The 21,603-nt window shown below is 72.7% G+C and carries 15 protein-coding genes; 10 read left to right on the top strand and 5 right to left on the bottom strand.

Annotated features, from left to right (window positions below; all coding sequences use genetic code 11):
• Positions 1–35 precede the first annotated feature (35 nt).
• The 3 genes from ACGFWI_RS04715 to ACGFWI_RS04705 all read left to right on the top strand — a co-directional run bounded on the left by ACGFWI_RS04715 (position 36) and on the right by ACGFWI_RS04705 (position 3,463).
• Positions 36–1,214, top strand: coding sequence for a MalY/PatB family protein (locus ACGFWI_RS04715; RefSeq protein WP_393904454.1), 1,179 nt, complete (start codon positions 36–38; stop codon positions 1,212–1,214).
• Positions 1,215–1,364: 150 nt separating this feature from the next.
• Positions 1,365–2,636 (top strand): VWA domain-containing protein, encoded by a 1,272-nt coding sequence (locus tag ACGFWI_RS04710; protein ID WP_393904453.1) that lies wholly within the window; start codon positions 1,365–1,367, stop codon positions 2,634–2,636.
• Positions 2,636–3,463: a hypothetical protein gene (locus ACGFWI_RS04705; protein WP_393904452.1), complete on the top strand. Its 828-nt coding sequence runs from the start codon at positions 2,636–2,638 to the stop codon at positions 3,461–3,463. Before ACGFWI_RS04710 ends, ACGFWI_RS04705 begins: the two co-directional genes overlap by 1 nt.
• Before the next feature lie 161 nt (positions 3,464–3,624).
• On the opposite strand, the gene ACGFWI_RS04700 is transcribed toward ACGFWI_RS04705, so the two are convergent.
• The 4 genes from ACGFWI_RS04700 to ACGFWI_RS04685 form a co-directional block, all read right to left on the bottom strand.
• Positions 3,625–4,527 (bottom strand): PhzF family phenazine biosynthesis protein, encoded by a 903-nt coding sequence (locus tag ACGFWI_RS04700; RefSeq protein WP_393904451.1) that lies wholly within the window; start codon positions 4,525–4,527, stop codon positions 3,625–3,627.
• A gap of 199 nt (positions 4,528–4,726) precedes the next feature.
• Positions 4,727–6,019: a DUF5685 family protein gene (locus ACGFWI_RS04695; protein ID WP_393904450.1), complete on the bottom strand. Its 1,293-nt coding sequence runs from the start codon at positions 6,017–6,019 to the stop codon at positions 4,727–4,729.
• 496 nt (positions 6,020–6,515) lie between these two features.
• Positions 6,516–7,802 carry a PP2C family protein-serine/threonine phosphatase gene (locus ACGFWI_RS04690; RefSeq protein ID WP_393904449.1) on the bottom strand — a complete coding sequence of 429 codons (1,287 nt, stop codon included), beginning with the start codon at positions 7,800–7,802 and terminating at the stop codon, positions 6,516–6,518.
• 232 nt (positions 7,803–8,034) lie between these two features.
• A complete protein-coding gene (locus tag ACGFWI_RS04685) occupies positions 8,035–8,868 on the bottom strand; it encodes an undecaprenyl-diphosphate phosphatase (RefSeq protein ID WP_393904448.1) in 834 nt (277 codons plus the stop codon).
• A 793-nt stretch (positions 8,869–9,661) separates the two neighbouring features.
• On the opposite strand from ACGFWI_RS04685, the gene ACGFWI_RS04680 reads away from it, so the two are divergent.
• From ACGFWI_RS04680 to ACGFWI_RS04670, 3 genes are all read left to right on the top strand, one after another.
• Positions 9,662–10,816, top strand: coding sequence for an acyltransferase family protein (locus ACGFWI_RS04680; protein WP_393904447.1), 1,155 nt, complete (start codon positions 9,662–9,664; stop codon positions 10,814–10,816).
• 653 nt (positions 10,817–11,469) lie between these two features.
• Complete coding sequence (locus ACGFWI_RS04675) at positions 11,470–13,101, top strand: PucR family transcriptional regulator (RefSeq protein ID WP_393904446.1); 1,632 nt, start codon at positions 11,470–11,472, stop codon at positions 13,099–13,101.
• Between the two features lie 162 nt (positions 13,102–13,263).
• A complete protein-coding gene (locus tag ACGFWI_RS04670; protein ID WP_393904445.1) occupies positions 13,264–15,741 on the top strand; it encodes a SpoIIE family protein phosphatase in 2,478 nt (825 codons plus the stop codon).
• A 48-nt stretch (positions 15,742–15,789) separates the two neighbouring features.
• On the opposite strand, the gene ACGFWI_RS04665 is transcribed toward ACGFWI_RS04670, so the two are convergent.
• On the bottom strand, positions 15,790–17,217 hold the full coding sequence (locus ACGFWI_RS04665) for an NAD-binding protein (protein WP_393904444.1): 1,428 nt from the start codon (positions 17,215–17,217) through the stop codon (positions 15,790–15,792).
• A gap of 721 nt (positions 17,218–17,938) precedes the next feature.
• Between ACGFWI_RS04665 and ACGFWI_RS04660 the strand changes: the two genes are divergently transcribed.
• The 4 genes from ACGFWI_RS04660 (at position 17,939) to ACGFWI_RS04645 (ending at position 21,584) form a co-directional block, all read left to right on the top strand.
• A complete protein-coding gene (locus tag ACGFWI_RS04660; protein WP_393904443.1) occupies positions 17,939–19,402 on the top strand; it encodes an amino acid permease in 1,464 nt (487 codons plus the stop codon).
• A gap of 158 nt (positions 19,403–19,560) precedes the next feature.
• A complete protein-coding gene (locus ACGFWI_RS04655; RefSeq protein WP_393904442.1) occupies positions 19,561–20,550 on the top strand; it encodes a hypothetical protein in 990 nt (329 codons plus the stop codon).
• Between the two features lie 171 nt (positions 20,551–20,721).
• A complete protein-coding gene (locus tag ACGFWI_RS04650; protein ID WP_393904441.1) occupies positions 20,722–21,159 on the top strand; it encodes a hypothetical protein in 438 nt (145 codons plus the stop codon).
• Between the two features lie 104 nt (positions 21,160–21,263).
• Positions 21,264–21,584 (top strand): hypothetical protein, encoded by a 321-nt coding sequence (locus ACGFWI_RS04645; protein ID WP_393904440.1) that lies wholly within the window; start codon positions 21,264–21,266, stop codon positions 21,582–21,584.
• Positions 21,585–21,603 lie beyond the last annotated feature (19 nt).

Raw genomic sequence — 21,603 nt, 5'->3', positions numbered from 1 at the left:
TGCCCTTCGCCGGGCAACGTGCCTATTTTGGCTCCATGGACCCCGTGCCGTGTGCCACCCCCGACGACCCCAACCCGTTGCGCCGGCTCTCCCTCGACGATCTGCGGCGGCGTACGAGCATGAAGTGGCGCACCTACCCTGCCGATGTGCTGCCGTTGTGGGTGGCGGAGATGGATGTGCCGCTCCCCGGACCGGTCGTGGCGGCGATCACGGATGCGGTCGCGCTCGGCGACACCGGCTACCCGGCGGGAACGGCGTACGCGCGAGCGCTGGCCGACTTCGCGCGGGCGCGATGGCACTGGGACGGGCTCGCCGTGGAGCGCACGGCGATCGTGCCCGATGTGATGCTGGGCATCGTCGAGGTCCTCAAGCTGCTCACTGGCCCGGGAGACCCGGTGGTCGTCAACTGCCCTGTCTATCCGCCGTTCTACCAGTTCGTGACGCATATGGACCGGCGCGTGGTGGAAGCGCCGCTGGGTGCGGATCTGCGGATCGATTTCGCCTCGCTGGAGGGGGCGTTCCGGCGCGCCGTCGCGGACGGCGGCCGGGCCGCGTACCTGCTGTGCAGCCCGCACAATCCCACCGGCACTGTGCACGGCGCCGGGGAACTGTCCGCCGTCGCGGCGCTGGCGGGCCGCTATGGCGTACGGGTCGTCGCCGACGAGATCCACGCGCCGGTGGTGGCCCTTGACGCTGGGTTCGTGCCCTACCTGAGCGTGCCCGGGGCGGAGGACGGGCTGTCTTTGATGTCGGCGTCCAAGGCGTGGAACCTGGCCGGTCTCAAGGCCGCGCTCGCCCTCGCCGGACCCGCCGCGGCCGACGATCTGGCCCGCATCCCGGAAGAGGTCGGCCACGGCCCCAGCCACGTCGGCATCATCGCCCACACCGCCGCCCTGCGGGACGGCGGCGACTGGCTCGACGCGGTGCGCGGCGGCCTCGACGACAACCGCCGGCTGCTCGCCCGCCTGCTGGCCGAGCGGCTCCCCCAGGTCCGCTACCACCCCGCCGCCGGGACCTACCTCGCCTGGCTCGACTGCCGCCCGCTCGGCCTCGGTGACGACCCCGCCGCGGTCTTTCTCGAACGCGGCAGGGTCGCTCTCAGCCCCGGAGCCGACTTCGGCACCGGCGGCGCCGGTCACGTCCGGCTCAACCTGGCGACCTCACCCGAGCTGCTCACCGAGGCCGTACGGCGGATGGCCGTCGCGCTGAGCTGACCAGGGACCGGGCGGCGCTCCTCATGCCGCCTCGCCGCACGGAAAACGGACGCCCGGCCCGCGCGGCCGGCTGCCCCGCCACCGGCCGTTCCCCGCACCCCACTTGGGGACCGTTTTGGACTGTGGGGAGTTTCTCCATACGATCCGGCGATGATCACAAGAAAACGGCTGGCGGCCGGGGTGTGCGGCCTCCTGGCCGCGATGACCGTCGCGCTTGCCCCCACACCTGCGTCCGCCGGTGAACCGGACGCGAAGTCTTCTCCCAAGGTCGAGTTGACGCTCGATGTCAGCGGCTCGATGCGGGCGCGTGACATCGACGGGCAGAGCCGGATGGCCGCGGCGAAGCAGGCGTTCAACGAGGTGCTGGACGCCGTGCCGGACGAGGTCCAGCTCGGCATACGTACCCTCGGCGCCAACTACCGCGGCGAGGACCGGAAAGTCGGCTGCAAGGACACCCGGCAGCTCTACCCGGTCGGACCGTTGAACCGGACCGAGGCGAAGACCGCGGTGGCCACGCTCAACCCCACCGGCTGGACGCCCATCGGACCGGCGCTGCTGGGCGCGGCCGACGACCTCAAGGGCGGCGACGCGTCGCGCCGGATCGTCCTCATCACGGACGGCGAGGACACCTGTGCCCCGCTCGACCCCTGCCAGGTGGCGCGTGACATCGCCGCCAAGGGCATCCATCTCACCGTCGACACACTCGGGCTGCTGCCGGACGCCAAGACCCGCAACCAGCTGAGCTGTATCGCCGAGGCGACCGGCGGGACCTACACCTCGGTACAGCACACCAAGGAACTCCGCGACCGCGTACACCAGTTGGTGGACCGCGCCGCCCATCCGGTGGTCACCCCGGTGGCAACCGAGGGGGCACAGCAGTGCACCGGCGCCCCGAAGCTCAAGGCCGGTCTCTACAGCGACCGCGAGAAGTTCGCCGAGCACCGCTGGTACCAGGTGGAGGTCCGGCCCGGCCAGGAACTGCGCGCCTCGGTGAGCATCGCCGCCGACCGCGCGGTCAACAACGACTACGGGGTCCTGCTGCGGGCCTCGACCGTGCACGGCCGGGAGATCGTCCGCGGCTCGGAGGCCGGCGACGGCCGTACGGATGTGATCTCCTCCGGACTGCGCTACCCGAAGGCCGAGCCGGCCTCCTCGGACGACGGCGAACCCGCGGCGGAGACCGTCTGTCTGCAGGTCAGCAACTCCTTCTCGGCACCGGCCTCGGTCAAGACCGCCCCGGGCCTGCCCGTCGAGCTGACCGTCGACCTGGTGGACGGGCCCGGTGACGCCTCCGACGCGGCCTTCTTCGGCCTCGGACACGGCTGGTGGCTGCTGGGCTCGCTGGCTCTCACCGGGCTGGTCGTCGGCCTCGCGTGGGGCTGGATCTCCCGTTGGCGCGTGACCGTCCGGAGGACCAACTGATGCGCACCCTACGTACCCTGATGACCGCTGTGCTGACCGGCGCCGCCCTTTTCAGCACGGCGGCAACGGCCGTCGCCGACAGCCCGTCCCCCAGCCCGAGCACCGGCACGGACGCGGAGGCTGCCGCCCCGACCGAGGCCGGTACCTCCTTCCGTACGGCGACCGCCATCAAGCCGGACCAGCGGGCCACGGCCGACGCCTCCACCGGCGACTACCTCTACTGGGTGCTGCCCGTGGACGCGGGCCGGCGCGCCACCGTCAAGGCCAAGGTGACCCTCCCGCAGAGCGCCCGGCACGGCACGGCCACCTGGCAGCTCGATGTCTATGACGGGCTGCGCCGCCGTCAGGCCTGCACCTACGGCGCCCGGACCAGGACGGCGGCTCAGGACGCGGGATCCGTCGAGCTGTCCTGCACGCTGCGCACGGTCCGGGCCTGGGCGGAACCGTGGGCGAACGATCCCCTGCCGGGCAGCTACTACGTACGCCTGACGGTCGTCGACCTGCCCAAGGACGACCTCGGTCTGCCGGTACACGCCGAGGTCGACGCGACCACGAATGACATGGGCGGCGCCCACGCCGTGGACGGCACGCTCGCCGCACCCCTGGTGCCCGGCGCCTCCACCGCCACACCGCGGGCCGAGGAGAGCACCGCACCCGACAAGTCCGCGGCCCTGGGCGAGCCGGATGGCGGCTGGTCCTCCGGCGGGTGGTCCGACCGCTGGATCTGGACCGCGGCGGGCGGCCTGCTCGCGGCCCTGGCCGGCATCGCCGGCTATCGGTTCACCCGCGGCTCCGGCCGCCCGTCACGGGTGCCACCGAGCGCCTGACCGGCCGGGGGCAGCCCCGGCACGGGCCGTGGCCGCCCCACGCCGGACTGCCCGCTGCGTCGTGGCGGGCCGCTTCCAGCGGCTGGGGCCGGCTCACGTGCCCACGACCGCGGTGTGGGCGGCACGGTGCCGCACCTCTCGGAGGTCGCACGCCTCAACTCTCATCTCGGCACATGGAGTTCACCGGTCGCGGCCAAGGCGGCCCGGCCGGTGATACGCGGAGTGTCGTCGGTGACGGTGACCCGGAGGCGTGAGGGCCGGCCGAGCGCATGCCCCTGGACGATGGCCACCTGGTCACCGGCCTGACCGTGCCGGCGCAGCAGGCAGGCGAGCGGGCCCGCTGCGCTCCCGGTGGCCGGGTCCTCGGTGATACCGGCGACGGGGTTGACGAAGCGGGCATGCACATCGGCACGGGGCTCGGCCGGGTCGAGGGCGTACATGTACACACCCTGGCCGCCGACATCGGGCAGCAGCGCCCGCAGCCGGGCGGCGTCCGGACGCGCGGCATCGACGACACCACGGTCGCGGAGCCCGGCCATCAGATGCGCCGCACCGGTGGAGACCACCTGTGCCACGGGCAGCCCGGCGGCCGCCCCCAGTTCGTCGCCGTCGACCCCGAGCGCGTCGGCAAGGGCGGCCCGGTCGGTCAACTCGTCGCCGTACTCGGCCGCTCGCTGCTCCATGGTGACCTCGACGAGGCCGTTCCCGTCGGCAGTGATCTCGACCGGCAGCACCACGGCACCCAGCTGCTGGTGCCAACGGCCCGCGCCGCTGCGGGAGCCGAGCCGGCCCACGGCGGCCAGCCACCACCAGGCACCGAGGGCATTGTGGCCGGCCCCGAACACCTCGATACCCGCCGCGGTGAAGGAGCGCAGCCGCCAGGTGGCACCGGGCCGCGTCGGACGCAGCACAAACGTCGTCTCCGCCTGATGGAACTCGCGGGCGATACGGGGCAGCAGCCCTTCGGGCAGTGCATCGGCGTCGGGAACGAGGGCCAGCGGATTGCCCTCCAGCGGCTGGTCGGTGAAGACGTCCACCAGGGCGAACGGGGTGCGGTCGGCCATGGCTGAGCTCCTCTCGGCGAGGTCGGTCCGCGCCCCAGGCTACGTCCGGCCCCGCACACCGGGCGGACGGCTCGGAACCGTCGGTGATGTCGTCCTGGTGCACATCGGCCCACCGGGCGAACGTCCGGGCGGGGTGGCTGGTCGGGCACAGGATGCCGTCGGCGGGCCGGGCGGGCTGCTCGGCGGGCTGCCCCGGCGATCAGCAGTCGCAGCAGCTGCAGCAGTCACAGCAATCGCAACCGTCGCAGCAATCGCAGTCCTGGCAGCACCCCTCGCGCTTCTTGCGCGACCACGGTCCCTCGTACTCCTCCGCGCAGCAGAGCTTGCAGGTGCAGCACAGCCCGATGGCGACCGCACAGCCGGCGAAGAAGCCACGGGGCTTCTTCGGCTGCTGCGGGAACTGCGGCATCCCGCCCTCGCCACCGCCGGAGCCGCCGCCGTGGCCGCCGCCCGGACCGCCCGGACCCACCGGACCGCCGCTGTACGGGTTCTGAGGCCCGTTCAGAGGCTGCTGACCATGGGCGTACGGGCCGCCGGCCGGTGCCTGGCCGTACTGGGGCGGCGGGCCGTTCCGGTACGGGTTCCCGCCCTGGCCGTCGTACGGCCCTGGCGCGCCGTGCCCCTGGTGGGAGCAGGCGGCCGTACCGAAGGCACGGTCCACCGAGCGGCGCAGTTCGTGCACCAGCAGCACATGCACCAGAGCGGAGTCGGTGAACTCCACGTCGCGCAGCGCGAGGCGGATGCCGTGCAGCGCGTCGTCGCACAGCCGGCGGGCCTGTGCGGCGGTGGCGCCCGTGGCGGCGAGCGGGTTCCAGGCGCCCTCGGCCGCGTCCGCCGTACGGTCCTCCACGGCGTCGAGGAGATGGGCCAGCCGTCCGAAGAGCCGGCCGGCCTCGGCCAGCGGCGCGGCGTTGCCCGGCCGGCCCGCCAGCACCGCGGTGTGGGCGAAGGCCGCGGCGGTCGCCGTCTCGGTCGGTTCGGTGATGACCGTCAGCGGTGTGCCGGGCCCGGCCAGCTCCTCGATGCCCAGCTGCCGGTCGACCGCGTCGACGAGTACGGCGGTGTCGAAGCCGAGCGTGGCGCCGGTGCGCGCCCCGGCCCGGTCCCATCCCGCGGCGACCTTGCGCGCGGCGGCGGCCACCGGCCGGCGGCGCAGCGCTCCGTTCCCGTCGGCGACATGGTCACGTATCTTCGCCGAGGCGAGCACGAGGGACACCGACGCCGCGAGGCGAGCGCCCTCCCCGTTCGCCACCGAAGCGGTACGCATACCCCGCAGCGGGCAGGGCCCCGCGGTACGGCGGTGGGCCTGCGCGGGAGCGGACTGAGCATCCGTCAGCACGGAGACGATCAGCCCGTCGTAGTTCGTGACGACCCGGGCGAACTGCCCGTGATCGCCCCGCAGCGCGAGACAGAGCCCGCACAGATGGGCCATCCACTCCGCCTTGAGCCCTTGCGACAGGCGATGGGTGCAGGGCCTGACGATTCCGAACATATGGCAACCCCCGTAGGACGTCGGCGTGGACCGGCCTCAGTCGGCATGGGCCGGCAGCGGCAGGAATGGTACCCAGTGTGCCGTTGACCTGGACACACACCCCTGGTGCGGGACCGGCAGCGCTGATGCGCCGTCACGTGGACGGTGGCGGTGGCGGTGCGCGCCGGTTGCCGCCCGGTCCGGGTGGCAGCCGGCCGGGGCGCACCGCAGGGACCATGTCCGAGGGGCCGCGGGCCGGTACCCGTTTCGCGTAGCCGCGGGACGCCCCGGACGGCACGGTCATCGAGCTGATCCGGCCCGGCCCCTCGCGGTGTGAAGGCGGCCGCTCCGCCGTGCCAGGGGTAGCACCGGCGGAGCGGCCGCGGGGCCCAGGTCCACAGGAAGGCCGGGCCAAGCCGGGAATCGGGGAAAATCCCGCGGCACACCCCTATGTACGGACCGTGCGCCGGGATAGTTCAGCCGGCTTCGGGATTCGTCGGGGCACGGTGCGCCGGCGTCAGAGCGCCGCGGGCTCGGCCGGCCCCGCCCCGGGATGGTGGCGCAGACGCGCGGCGAGGACGGCGACATCGTCCTCGGCATGCAGACCGTCGAGGCGGAGCAGGACCTCGTCGAGTGCCTCCGCCACACCGGCCCCGGCGGGCAGCCGTATCCGGGCCAGCCGGGACAGGGAGACGTCGATGTCTTCACCGCGCCGCTCGACGAGACCGTCGGTGAACATCAGCAGGATGTCCTCGGAAGTGAGGGTGCGGGTGACGAGTTCGTAGCCCCCGACCCCGGTGCCCAGGGGCGGGCCGACGGGGACCCGGACGAGGTCGGCCACGCCCTCGCGGCTGAAGACCGCCGGAGGGAGATGGCCCGCGCTGGCGAACGCGGCGATTCCGCGCGCCGGATCGACCTGGGCCAGCAGACAGGTCGCCGGACGCCGGGTCTCTTCCTCGGCCACGGCGGCGTCGAGTTGGCGCAGTACGCGATGGGGCGGCAGATCGGTCGAGGCGACATAGCGCAGGTGGGAACGGTAGGCGTTCATGTCGACCGCCGCGTCGAGTCCGTGTCCCATCACATCGCCCATGACGAGCAGGGTGCGCCCGTAGTGGAGCCGCACCGTCTCGAACCAGTCGCCGCCGACCAGGGCGCTGCTGCCGGAGGGCAGATAGCGGGTGGCGAGTTCCAGGTTGGGGTGCGGCCGGCCCGGCTCCGCGAGGAGCGCCCGCTGCAGGTCCATCGCCGTGCCCTGCACCGCGGCGTACCGGCAGGCGTGTGCGAGGTGGGCGGCGGTGAGACGGGCCAGGAAGTGCGCCGTGGCGGTCTCGTCCGCGGTGAAGCTGCCGCCGGCGCGGAGGGCCAGCAGCGCACCGTAGCGACGGCCGTGCGCGAGGAGCGGCACCGACAGCGCCCCGGCGGAGCGGCCGCCCGGCAGGATTGCCGTCGCGGCGACGGGATGGCCCTCGGCCAGGGCCCGCAGCGCGGGTGACCCGCCGTCGGACGGTTCCGGGCCCTCGTCGGGGAACCGCGCCTCCAGCACCTTGACCAGGCCCGCCGTCGCCACGCGTCGCAGTGCTGCCGGGGAACGTGACCGCGCTCCGGTGCCCTCCGCGTCGAGCAGATCCACCGCGGCGGCGTCGCACAGGTGCTGGCACAGGAACCGGGCCAGCTCGGCACAGGTGGCCTGCTCGTCCAGGGTGGTGCCGATGCGTTCGGCGGCTTCCTCCACCGTGCGCAGACGGGCCAGTAGGCGGGCAGGATCGGCGTCCCGATCTCCGTCCGGGCCATCCTGGTTCGACAAGGCCACCTCCAGGGCGCTGCGGCCCGCCTCCTGCGCGGCCCCGCCCATGATCCGCCGGACCGGCCCCGGGCGGCCGCACGGCCCGCCGCGGCGTGGCGCCGGTCCTCCGTGCGGCCGAGGCCGCGGCCTGTCGGGCATCGGGCCGTAGTGCGGGGCTACCCGGGCGCTCCCGCAGCCCGCGGTTCCCGGCTGAGCGGCGGGTCGGCGCACCGCCGGGAACTCTCGGTGATCGTCAGGTGAGGACGCCCGTGACCAGCAGGCCGAAGAGGAGCGCGCCGACGAGGATCCGGTAGATCACGAAGGAGTTGAAGGAGTGCTTGGCCACGAACTTCAGCAGCCAGGAGATCGAGGCATAGGCGACGCCGAAGGAGACGACGGTGCCGATGGCCAGGGGTGCGACGGCGGCGCCGCTGCCGATGGCGTCCTTCAGCTCGTAGATACCGGCTCCGGTGAGGGCCGGGATGCCGAGGAAGAAGGAGAGGCGGGTGGCCGCGACGCGCTCCAGGTCGAGGATGAGGGCGGTGGACATCGTCGCGCCGGAGCGGGAGAAGCCGGGGAAGAGCAGAGCGAGGATCTGCGAGCAGCCGACCCACATGGCGTCCTTGAGCGAGGTGTCGTCCTCACCGCGCTTGTGGCGGCCCATCTGGTCGGCCGCCCACATCACCCCGCTGCCGATGATCAGCGAGCCGGCCACCACCCACAGGGAGGCGAGGGGGCCTTCGATCAGGGGCTTGGCGGCCAGGCCGACGACGACGATCGGGATGGTGGCGTAAATCACCCACCAGGCGAACTTGTAGTCGTGGTGGTAGCGCTCCTCGCGGTTGCGCAGTCCCCGGAACCACGCGCCCACGATGCGCACGATGTCCTTGAAGAAGTAGACGAGCGCCGCGGCGATCGCGCCGACCTGGATGACGGCGGAGAAGCCGACCACGGCCGTGTCGTCGACGGGGATCCCCATCAGACCTTCGGTGATCTTGAGATGGCCGGTGGAGGAGACCGGAAGGAATTCCGTCACCCCCTCAACGGCTCCGAGGACGACGGCTTGGCCGATGCTGATCGCGCTCATGGGATCCATTTCTGGGGATGGTGTGAACGTGCGGCGCGGGTGCGCCGTGGTGCGGTGGGCTTCGGGTTCTGCGGCCGGGCGGGTGGCGGGGACGAGGGGGCATCGGCGCCGTCGGCGATGCTCTCGCATCGGCCGCGGCGGGTCCCGGGGATGACTCCGGCGTCACCGGCACACACGTATGCCGCGGCACACGGGTCGGTCAGGCGACTGTACTGGTGCTCCTGCCCTCGGGCCCAAAGGAACGGCCTCGCGGGCCGCCGTATTACCGGCCCGGCGGGCGGGCGGGGCGGCGCGGGCGGCCGGCGAACGAGGCCGGGGCGGGCCGGGCCACGGCAGCGGCCCCGGGTGGCGGATGTCCGCCGGAATTCGATACGGATGAACGGTGCCCCTGCCCGGCGACGTACAGGGGGACGGATACCCGGGCACCGAGCCATGGCGTCAGCCCCTCCCCCGTGATGGGCCGGGATGCGTCCCACGCGCCCCGGCGTCTACAGTGCCCAGATGGTCTACAACACTGTAGACGACCAGGGGAGGAACCGTCCCATGGCCGAGGCACAGGCTCACCGCCGGTCCGCGGGCGAACCGGAGGCGAAGGTCCACGCAGCATTGTGGGCCACCGGCTCCCGCACGCTCACACCAGGAGCACCGCCCGGCGCCTGTAGGGTCCTTCACCCGTCCCGCACCAGCCCCTATGAGGAGCCAGGATGTCGCTTGCCACGATCGTCACGGTGATCGCCCCCACCACCACGGCAAGAAGGGCCCGGCGGCCGACGGACCGCTGGGAGGCCGTCTCGTGACCCCTCCTCCCCGCTCCTCCACCCTGCAGGAAACCGGCCGGCCGGCCCCCGCCGCGCGGCTCGACGTCTCCGCCCGCTCCCCCGCCGTCGCTCCGCGCGAGCCGGCACCACCGGCCCCGGCAAAGCACCGCGACGCATTCTTCGACAACGCCAAGTACCTGGCGATCGTGCTGGTGGCGCTGGGCCACGCCTGGGAGCCGCTCTACGCCGGCAGCCGGAGCGCGGCCGCGCTCTACATCTTCGTCTACGCGTTCCACATGCCCGCGTTCACCGTCATCTCCGGGTACTTCTCCCGCAGTTTCGATATGCGCCGCGACCGGCTGCAGCGGCTGGTCACCGGCGTCGTCGTCCCGTACATCCTCTTCCAGACGGCCTACGCGCTGTTCCGGTACTGGGCCGGCGACCTGCCGGACTTCTCGGTCGACCTGCTGGACCCGTGGTTCCTCACCTGGTTCCTGGCCGCCCTGTTCCTCTGGCGGCTCACGGCCCCGCTGTGGCGGATCGTGCGGTGGCCGGTGCCCTTGGCCCTGGCGATCGCCCTGTCGGCCTCCGTCTCCCCGGACCTCGGCAGCGGCCTGGACCTGCAACGGGTCCTGCAATTCCTGCCGTTCTTCGTCCTCGGCATGTGCCTGAAGGCGGAGCACTTCAGCCTCGTGCGCTGCTGGGCGGCGCGCATTGCCGCGGTGCCCGTCCTCGTGGCTGCGCTGGCCTTCGCATACTGGGCCGTGCCGCGCATGAACGACGCATGGTTCTACCACACCGACAGCGCACAGAAGCTGGGTGTGCCGTGGTGGTGCGGCATCCTGATGCAACTGGCCATGTTCGGCTGCTCAATGGTCCTCACGGCCTGCTTCCTGGCCTGGGTGCCCGGCCGCCGGACCTGGTGCACCGTACTGGGCGCGGGCACGCTCTACGGCTACCTGCTGCACGGCTTCCTCGCCAAGGCATCCCGCTGGTGGGACTGGTACGACGCCGACTGGATCCACACCCCGTGGGGCGCCATCGCCATCACGCTCCTCGCCGGGGCGATCGTGACGCTGCTGTGCACACCACCGGTCCAACACGCCCTGCGCTTTGCCATGGAGCCGAAGATGCGGTGGGCCTTCCGAGCGGAACCCGCGCGCGCTGCGCCGCGGGACCGTACGCCATGACGAGGGAGGAGGGGCGGACCGAACGGCGCTGACCGCTCCCCGCACGGGCAGTGGCTCGCTCCTCGTCGAAGGCGCCGGTGCGCTGCGGCCGGACCCGGTACGACGTGAACTGTCCGTGTAGGGACGGCCGGTGCACCTGACGCCCACCGAACTCCGGCTGCCGGCCTGCCGGATGGCGGCCTCCCGGATGGCGGCCCCGGCACACCCGCCGTGGCGGTGGCCGGGGCTCCGGTGACCGTGGACGCGGCGGCCGGCGGCACACCGGCCGCCGCCGGCCCCGCCGCCCCTCCCCCTGCGGACCGGCCTCCCCGGCCGTCAGGGGGAGGTGCACGGCGTGCGGTGCCGCGGTGCGCGCGGTGCCGACCGTGGGGGTGCTCCCGCAGCGGTGGCCGGAGTCTGCGTGACGGCGCGGTCCCTGCACCGCCGTCGAAGCCGGGAGCCACCGTCTACACGCCGTAGACAATGGGCACGGGGTCGCCTTCACCACGGCCCCGATCGCCCCGGCGGATAGCATCAGTACTGTTGGCTCATACGTGCGGTGGTGGCTCACCTTTGAGCCGATCGATGCTCGACGTGACGTGATCGGAAGTGCCTGCGAGATGGCCAGCAGCCCTAGGAGCCCAGGCCACCCGGACCCAGCAGAGGCGCCGGCCATGGAACCGCCTGCGGCGGCATCGCCACCCCCGACCGGTATCAGCCTCCGCCAGCTGCTGATGTCGCTGGGCGAGCCCCTGGTGGAGCTGCAGGCCGCGCCCGCCGGACTGGACGTCGAAATCCGTAGCGTCGCGCTGCTGGACCCCGAGGATCCGCCGATCGCTCACCCCGGTGAGCTGGTGCTCGCCATAGGCGCACGCGGCCGCGCCGCATTCCCCGCGCTGCGGGCCGGCGGGCGCGACGGTGCCGCCGCCGTCGCGGTCAAGCTGGACACCCCCGCGCAGGCCGCCGCGCTCAGTGCGACCGCCGTCGAGGCGGGCATCGCGCTGCTGTCCGTACGGGGAGAGGCGCGCTGGGAGCAGGTGGACGCGCTGGCCCGCGCAGCACTGGAAAGTGTGCCGCAGGGACGGCCCGGCGAGGGTTCCGAGGAAGGCGACCTCTTCTCGCTCGCCCAGACCACCGCCGTCCTCACCGGCGGCATCGTCAGCATCGAGGACACCGCCAACCGCGTACTGGCCTACTCCCGCTCCACCGACTCCGACGAGGTCGACGATCTGCGGCGGCTGTCCATCCTGGGCTGGCAGGGCCCGGAGGCGTATCTGGCGCGGCTGCGGAAGTGGGGCGTGTTCCAGCGGCTGCGCGCCTCCGACGAGGTGATCTGTATCGAGAGCCACCCCGAGCTGGGCATCCGCCGGCGGCTCGCGGTGGCCATCCGGTCCGGGGAACGGCAGCTGGGCACCATCTGGGTACAGGAGGGCTCGGCGCCGCTGAGCGAGCACTCGGACCAGGCGCTGCTGGGCGCGGCGCGGGTCGCCGCGCTCCACCTCGTGCGCCGGCGCCGGGAGTTGTCGGCGGATCTGACGCTGACCCGTACGCTGGCGGCCGGACTGCTGGAGGGCAGCACCGGCCCCCAGCCGCTGGCCAGCCACCTGGCGCTGGACCCGGCCCGCCCGGCCGCCGTCCTGGGCTTCTCGTACGGGACCGCCGAGGCCACCCCGCCGGAGCTGGCCCGCTCCGAGGTCAGCAACCTGATCTCGGTGCACACCGCCGCCCGGCACCGCAGTGCCCTGGTCACCCAGGTCGATGCGCGGATATATGTGCTGCTGCCGCAGCTGCCGCGCAGCATCGACACCGGCACGCTGCGCGGCTGGGGGCAGGCGATCACCGAGGCCGCCCGCCGGCATCTGGGCCTGTCGTTGCGCGGTTCGGTCGGCTGCATCGTGCCGGGGCTCGGGGAGGTTCCCGAGTCACGTCGGGAGGCGGACCGGATCCTCGACGCCATGGTGAGCGCCGGCGTCGCCACCACGGTCGCCGCGCTGCCGGACATCCAGGCGGAGGTATTGGTCAGCGAGGTGCTGACCCTGCTCTCCGCACACCCCGAGATGCGCGACCCCCGGCTGACCGCCCTGGTCACTCACGACAGCCGGAGCCAGGGGCAGTTGGCCGAGTCCGTCCTGGCCTATCTGAACGCCTTCGGCGACGTACGGGCCGCCGCCACCGAGCTGCATGTGCACCCCAACACGCTGCGCTACCGGATCCGCCGGGCCGAGGAGTTGACCGGTCTGGACCTCGGCCGACCGGATCAGCGGCTGCTGGCGATGCTCCAGCTGCGGCTGCCGTCCGCACCCTGAACCGGAGCGCGGCTCCCGGCGTCCCGGTCGGCCGGGGCCCGCAGCGCCCTCGCCCTCTCCCCGCAAAGCCGGCGCCCCGTCGCCCGGACCGCACAAAACGCCGGTTAGTCCGTGATTCTCCTAAACTGGGCGATATTGCTCCATTGAGCTGACGGGCTGGCGATGATGACATCGGAGAATGCCGTGCCGGGCGGGTCGGACCGCGCATGGGACATGGCGAAGGCAGCCACGGCCGAACTGGACGGACAGGGGCAGGTCGTCGCGTGGACCCGGGCGGCGGAGCGGCTGCTCGGCTATCCGGCCGAGGAGATCCTGCACCGTCCCGCTGCGGAGCTGCTGGCGATACCCGGCGACGAGGCGCGGGTGGCCGCCGTGGCCCAGTGGTGCCGTTCGGGGGACGGCTGGGGCGGTTCGGTGGCGGCGCGCCACCGGGACGGCCGGGATCTGCAGCTGGCGGTGCAGGTCACGCCCCTTCTCGACAGCGCAGGCCGCGAGCGGTGGTCCGTCCTCGCTCTGGAGGAGTGGCGGGTGCCGGGCGGCGGCGTGAACCAGCTGATGCTCGAACCGTTCCTGGCGCATGCACCGGTCGGCATGGCGGTGCTGGACACCGGTCTGCGGTACGTCTGGGTGAACGAGGTGCTGGAGCGCCTGATCCCCCTTGACCGGCGGCTGGGGAAACGGGTGGCGGAGGTGCTGCCGAAGCTGGAGGCCGAGGCGTTCGAGGAGCGGATGCGGCGGGTCCTGGAGACCGGGGCACCGGTGATGGACTACGAGTTCCGCAGCCCCACCTACGCGGACCCCAACCAGGAGCGTGCCTACTCGGCGTCCTTCTTCGGACTGGAGGACCCCCAGGGCCATCGCATCGGCCTCTGGTACATGGTCATCGACGTCACCGAACGCTGGCGGGCCCAGGAGCGTCTGGCCCTGCTGAACGACGCCAGCGTGCGGATCGGCAGCACGCTGGATGTCACCCGGACCGCACAGGAGCTGGCCGATGTCGCCGTGCCGGCGCTCGCCGACTTCGTCGCCGTCGACCTGCTGGATTCGGTCCTGCGGGGGGCCGAGCCGGTTCCCGGGCCGGTCGACGGCACCCCCACCCTGCGCCGCTCCGGTCAGCAGTCGGTCCACGAGGGCTGCCCGGAGGCCGGTCTGGCCGTGGGGGAAGCCGTCCAGCGGTCCCCGTCGTCGCCCATCGCCCGCTGTCTGCTCAAGGGCGAGTCCCTCGTGGAGCCGGTCCTGGACTTCGCCACCAGCTCCTGGGTGACCGAGGACCCGGTCCGGTCGGCCGTGATCCGCGCCTTCGGCTTCCGCTCGGTGATGGTGGCACCGGTACAGGCCCGGGGCATCACCCTGGGCGCGGCGACGTTCTTCCGCTCCCGCCGTCTGGGGCCCTTCGTGGCGGACGACGTCCAGCTCGCCGAGGAGCTGGTGGCCCGGGCCGCGGTGTGTGTCGACAATGCGCGCCGTTTCACCCGCGAGCGCACCGCGGCCCGGGTGATGCAGCAGAACCTGCTGCCGCACGAGCTGACCGGCGGATCCGCCCTGGAGGTGGCGTCGTGGTACTTCCCCGCGGACGCACCGAGCGGGGTGGGCGGCGACTGGTTCGATGTGATTCCGCTGTCCGGGGCGCGGGTCGCCCTGGTCGTGGGGGACGTGGTCGGGCACGGCATCAACGCCGCGGCCACGATGGGGCGGCTGCGGACCGCCGTCCGCACGCTCGCCAACCTGGATCTGCCGCCCGATGAACTGCTGGCCCGGCTGGACGACCTGGTCATCGGCCTGGTGAAGACGCACGGCACCGACCCGGCCGCGGACGCCGGAAACCCGAGCGTGGCCTCGACGTTCATGGGGGCCACCTGTCTGTACGCCGTGTACGACCCGGTCAGCAGGCGGTGCAGCATGGCGCGCGCCAGTCATCTGCCGCCGCTGATCGTCGGCCCCGACGGCGCCGTGGACTGCCCCGACCTGCCCGCCGGACCGCCGCTCGGCCTCGGGACGCTGCCCTTCGAGTCCGTCGAACTGGAACTGGCCGAGGGCAGTCTGATCGCGCTCTACACCAACGGTCTGATCGAGACCCGCGACCGCGACATCGGCGTCGGGCTGTCCAGGCTGAGCAACACCCTCGCGGTCCCCGGACAGACGCTGAAGGACATCGGCGGGAATGTGGTCAAGGCGCTGCTGAAGGGGCCGCCGTCCGACGACGCCGCGCTGCTCCTCGCCCGGACCCACGCCCTGGACGCGCACCAGGTCGCCTCCTGGGACCTGCCCACCGACCCGGCCGTGGTCGGCAGCGCCCGTGCCCTCGTCGGCCGGCAGCTGTCCGAGTGGGACATGGACGACCTGCTGTTCACCACGGAGCTGATCGTCAGCGAGCTGGTCACCAACGCCATCCGCCACGGCACCGGACCGATCACTCTGCGCCTGATCCGGCAGGACGCCCTGATCTGCGAGATCTCCGACACCAGCAGTACCTCGCCGCGGCTGCGCCACGCCCGGACCACCGACGAGGGCGGGCGCGGGCTGTTCATCGTCGCGCAGCTCACCCGGCGATGGGGCACCCGCTACACACCGACCGGCAAGATCATCTGGGCCGAGCAGAGCATGCCGTCCGAGACCGGATCCCCCGTCGAGGCGGACTGAATCCGGATCACCGGAGGGCCGGGCGGGGCGCCGTCGGGACGCCGCGCTTCACCCCACCCCGAGCACGCTGCGGGCGGGGTCCGGATCGCCCCCGCCGGGCACATGGCCGCAGTCGTCCCCGGCCGCGACGGGGCGGCTGACGAGACCGCGTCCCGGCAGGTCGACATAGTCGCAGTCGGCATCGGCCACGACGCGTCGAGGCGAGGCGCCGGACGGGCAGGCCGTGAGATGGGCGGTCACATAGGCCGCGCTGGTCCTGATGATGTCGCGGGTCAGCCCGAGGGGAAGCAGCGAGCGGGTCTCGGCGATCGCCTCGTCCTCGCCGGCCCGCAGCACCACCCGGATGTCCGGTGCCACACCGTGGGCGGCGACCGCGACAGCGATGTTGTCCAGTTCATGGGAGCCGACGGCGGCGAGCGCCCGTGCCCGCCCCAGTCCGAGCCGCGCGAGCACCGCACGGTCCTCGCCGTGCGCCAGCACCACGGGTATCCCCATCGACCGTGCCAGGCGCAGATTCGGGGCGGTGGGCTCGCGCTCGACACCGATGACGGGCACCCCCAGCTGACGCAGGGTCTGGCACAGCCGCAGCCCCACCTGCCCCAGCCCCACCACGATGACGTGACCGGCACGGGGCAGTACCCGCGGCCCCAGGACGCCGACCAGCCGGGGGCCGAAGAGCCGGTCGACGATGCCCGCGGTCAGCAGCGCGGTGAACCCCACCGTCACCAGCATCGCCACCGCGGAGACCACCTCGTACACGGGATGGCCGGGGTGCGGCGCGGCAGGCCCCACCCCGGCGACGACCCGGGCGGCTTCCAGGAAGGCGGTGCTGACCGGCTGGTGGAACACGGCGACCAGCCACATCCAGTCCAGGGCCAGTACGGCGACGATGCCCAGCAGCCCGATGAGCAGCAGGCGGGCGTCCGCGTCATGGGGCTGCAACTGCCCCCGCAGCCGCCCGAGCAACGCGCGCCGCCGGGCCCCCGTACTCGGCCGCCAGGCGGTCTCCACCAGCCGTTCCTCGGGCCGCCGGACCGCCACCGCACCGTTCCCGTCGTCCCATACGGCCAGGGCGTCGGGGTCCACACACAGGCCGGCCAGCGTCGGCGCCAGGAGGTCGGCGGGCGAGACCGGCACACAGTGGCGCAGCAGCAGGCGGAGCTGCTGCGCCACGGTGCGGTCGAATACGGTGACGACGATCCGGACGGTGTCGCAGACATGGCGTACCGCGAGCGCATAGCGCAGTGCGGACAGATCGTCGCCCACGAGAACGGCCACACCGGCCGGCCGTGCGGCGAGCGCCTGGCGGAGGTCCTGGTCGTCCGGTGCGGCGAGATGGTCGACCGGGTGCCCGCTCTCCCCGAGGGAGGCACAGACCCGGCGCGCCAGCGTGGTCGCCCCGATCACCACGATCCCGGCGTCCTGGCTCACCGGCCCCGTGGCCGGATCGCTACCGGGCTCTGCGGCCTCCTCCACCGGGCGCTCCGGTCCCGCCCCACGCTCCGGTGGGTCCCCCGCCGGAGCGTGGTCACGTGATTCACCTGGCGTTACGTTCCGCGACCGGCTGCCGTCGCCCACCACTGATGGTGTGGCGGGCGGGGCGTGGGTCGAGGCGGTACGGGTCTGTCGGGCGGAGGGAAGGGTGGCCATGGAGTCCCCTTGCTCGTCGGCCGTCGGAAGGGCCGAACTCACGCTAGGGCGCACACGGCCCGAGGCATCTGTCCCGCTGACCAAGGGTTCGTCGACGCCGTTGTCCGCCCGCACCAGCGGCCGTCCCGATGCCTGCCGCAGCGGGCGGGGAGCGCGGCCGACGCCCTCCGGTCACGTCACGTCCCCGGAGCGCGAGCCCGTTTTCCGCCAATCTGCATTGGCCTGACGTACAGCTCTCAGGGGGGACTTTGTCCTCTCTCACAAATACGCCGCCGCGCACCGCCACATACGCTTACGCAAATCCCAATCCGGACGTGATGCGGCTCACCTCCCACAAGGAGAGCGGGCCTACAGCGCGGAGGTGCCATCAGCACTCCCCCACCCGCGCAGGGCATCCGAAGGCCACGACCCGCTCGTCGTGCCTTCGCACTTCGTCAGGGCCATGATCGCCGCCTGCCAGCACTCGGCCCTTCCGTGCGTCCAGCCACCGAGGCGATCCCAGCAGTCACCACGTGCATGACCCCTCCAACCCTCAATGGATGTCGAGATGACTTCAACTCCCCCCAGCCCCGTGGCCGCTCCGCCCGCCCCGCCCGGGAACGGTCAGGCTCCGGCGCAGTCAGGGCTGCAGTCGGGCCTCAAGAACCGCCATCTGTCCATGATCGCCGTGGGTGGGGTCATCGGCGCCGGGCTCTTCGTCGGCTCCGCCTCCGGCATCGCCGCGGCCGGCCCCGGCATCCTGCTGTCGTACGCCCTGGTGGGCGCGCTGGTCGTCTTCGTGATGCGGATGCTCGGTGAGATGGCGGCCGCCAACCCGACCTCCGGCTCGTTCTCCGCCTACGCGGACCGGGCGCTCGGCCGCTGGGCCGGTTTCTCGATCGGCTGGCTGTACTGGTTCTTCTGGGTCGTGGTGCTCGCCGTGGAGGCGACCGCCGGTGCGGCGATCCTCACCAGCTGGGTCCCGGCCGTCCCGCAGTGGGCCTGGGCGCTGATAGTGATGATCGTCCTCACCGCCACCAACCTCGCCTCGGTCGCCTCGTTCGGTGAGTTCGAGTTCTGGTTCGCGGGCATCAAGGTCGTCGCCATCGCGGCCTTCATCGTCCTCGGCGGCCTGGCGATCTTCGGCGTGCTGCCCGGCTCCCACAACGCGGCCACCGGCTTCAGCAACCTCACCTCACACGGCGGCTTCCTTCCGCACGGGCCCAGCGCGATCCTCACCGGCGTCCTGATGGTCGTCTTCTCCTTCATGGGCAGCGAGATCGTCACCCTGGCCGCCGGTGAGTCCGAGGACCCGCAGCGCGCGGTCACCAAGGCCACCAAGAGCGTCATCTGGCGAGTCGGCATCTTCTACCTCGGCTCGATCCTGGTCGTCGTCTCCCTCCTGCCGTGGAACGACCCCTCGATCGCCAAGAAGGGCTCCTACGTCGCGGCCCTCGGCTCGATCGGCATCCCGCACGCCGGCCAGATCATGAACGTCATCGTGCTGACCGCCGTGCTCTCCTGTCTCAACTCCGGCCTCTACACCGCCTCCCGCATGGCCTTCTCGCTCGGCCAGCGCGGCGACGCACCGAAGGCCTTCGCCCGGACGAACTCGCGGGGCGTCCCGCAGGCCGCGATCCTGGCCTCCGTCCTCTTCGGCTTCATCGCGGTCGGCTTCAACTACCTGTGGCCGGACACGGTCTTCCAGTTCCTGCTGAACTCCTCGGGCGCGGTCGCGCTCTTCGTCTGGCTGGTCATCTGCTTCTCGCAGCTGCGGATGCGCGGGATCATCCTGCGCGAGAACCCGGACAAGCTGGTCGTCCGGATGTGGCTGTTCCCGTACCTGACCTGGGCGACGATCGCGATGATCTCGTTCGTGCTGGTCTACATGCTCACCGACGACAGTGACGGCGGCGGCCGGATCCAGGTGCTGCTGTCGGTGCTCCTCGCCGGGCTGGTGGTCGGGGTTTCCCTGGTCCGCGACCGGCTCGGCCGCGGTACCGCCGAGAAGGCGGCCGTCACCTCCCGCTAGCCGAAGGGTGGCCGGACGGCCACCGAACGCTGTGCCGTACGGTCAGCGGTGTGCCCGGGCACCCGCTGGCCGTACGGCATACCGGCGCCACTAGCCTGCTACCCGACCCCTGCTTCACCTCCGCCTACGAGCCCACCACCGGAAGGCCGCCGAAACACATGCCCGCGTTCAGACGCCGCAAAGGCAGCCTCCCCCGCCTCGTCCCCGAGCTCGATGACGTCACCCTGGGGCGGGTCCGGCGGCGCGTCGAGACATGCTGGTCCCGCGGTTCTCTGGACACCGCCGTCATGGCCGTCATGGCGGATGTGATCGACGACGCCGGGCAGGACTGGGACCGCAAGGCCCACCGCCTGGGGGTGCTCGCCGTGGCAGCGGGCCGGTCACTGCCCGGCATCTGGCGGCAGCACAGCCCGAACAATCACGGCGCACTGCTGCTCCACGCCTGGTCGGACCTGGTCCAGGCCCGGCAGCAGGACGCCGTCGACCTGCACGCCACCCGCGAGACCTGCCGGCTCGCCGCCGAGCTGCTGCCCGCCGACCCCACCCCGTGGGCCCTGCACCTCGCCACTCTCCGCGTCGAGCGTCGCCCTTCCACGGAGTTGGCAGCGATCTGGCGCGAGATCAAGGCCCGCGACCCCTGGAACCGCGAGGCGCATCTGCAGGCCCTGGGCTATCTCTCGCCGGACGAGTGCGGCTCCAGCGCCCTGGTGCTGGATCTGCTCGACGGGGTCCGCTCCCTGATGCCGCCCGACGCCCCCGCCGCCGGTCTGGAGCTCACCGCGCTCATCATCAGCCACCAGCGAGCGGTCGCCGGCGGCGGGATGACGGCCCTGGGCGCCGGAGAGATCTGGCGGCGCCCCGATGCCGCCCGCGCTCTGGACCATGCCGCGCACTACTGGCCGAGCCCGGGGTTCCTCCGGCACGCGACGGCCCTGGCCGATCTCAATCTGCTCGCCTACGCACTGGTCAAGGCCGGCCGGACGGCCGAGGCCGGGACCGCACTGCGCGCCACCGGCGGGGTCGCGACGGTCTGGCCGTGGAACTTGGACGGCGACCCGTTGGAGCGCTTCTCGCACTTCCACGGCCGCTATGCGAGCGGTGACCCCGACGGCGGTTCCGCGGGGCGTGCCACCTCCTGGCGGCGTTGAGCCAGGGCCGCACCGACCGGGAGCGGCCGCGCCTCTGACGGGCGTGTGTGCGAGGCCCGAGCGTGCGATGACATAGCCGGATCGAGTGGTTTTGTAGCCTCTTGCGGCGTATCGCGAGTGTCCCACCCGCTTCCCGGGGATTCCCTCCCCGAAGAGGGTTGGGAGATTCGCATGCGCGACACCGTCGGCACAGGCCGCTCCGCGGCGACTGGCGGCCGGCGCGTGCTGATGTTCGTCGCGCTGCTGGCCTTACTGCACGCCGCACTCACCACCGGCTGCTCCCACGGGCCGGCCCCCGATGCCCGCGGCTGCCCTCCCCCCGCACATGCTCCCGCCGTATCGGACTCGGCGGCCCGCCCCTGCGTCATGGCGGGGCCGGTGCCGGCATCCACCGGCGACGGCAAGCACCCGGGCAGCGGCATCCGTCGCCTGTGTGACGCGTCGGCCTGTCATCTGCGCCATCAGGGCCCCACCGGGTCCGTCGGCAAGGCGCTCGGGGACTCCCCCGACGAACAGACCCTCACCGCGTCGAAGAACGCCGCTTCCGGGGCCGCCCTCACGGCCGCCGCCCCCGCATCGCCACCCCGCGTGACCGTCCTGCGCTGCTGAGCCGACCCGACCGCATGCACCCACCCCAGCCCGCAACGGGGGCCATGGGGCGATCGCGGTCTGCCGTCATCAGCTCTCGGGACTTCCACCGCAGGAGATTTGGCATGCCCCTCGATGTCTTTGCCGCTCTGGGCGCGCTCGTCCGCGCCGAGGCCGTACGCACCAAGCGGGTGCCCGCGCCCACCCCCGCCGACCAGTCCGCGCCGCAGCAGCCGGGCGGGCCGGCGCCAACGCCGGACGAGCAGCCGACCGCCGTCACCGCGACGCCGTCCTCGTCTCCGTCGCCGTCCCCGCCCTCGTCCCCGTCGCCCGCCCGGAGGGGCCTGCTCGCCAGGATGGTTCACAGGCTGACGACGCTCTTCGGCCAGGGCGGACGCACCCCGGCGCACGGCCCGGGTGCCGGCGGTCAGCGCCCGCCGGAGTGACGCGCACGGCGAGGGCTCG

This window comes from Streptomyces sp. NPDC048434 (assembly GCF_043200375.1).
Lineage (GTDB): Bacteria > Actinomycetota > Actinomycetes > Streptomycetales > Streptomycetaceae > Streptomyces.
The sequence above is the reverse complement of the archived record's forward strand: the minus strand, read 5'-3'. Positions and strand labels throughout refer to the sequence as shown.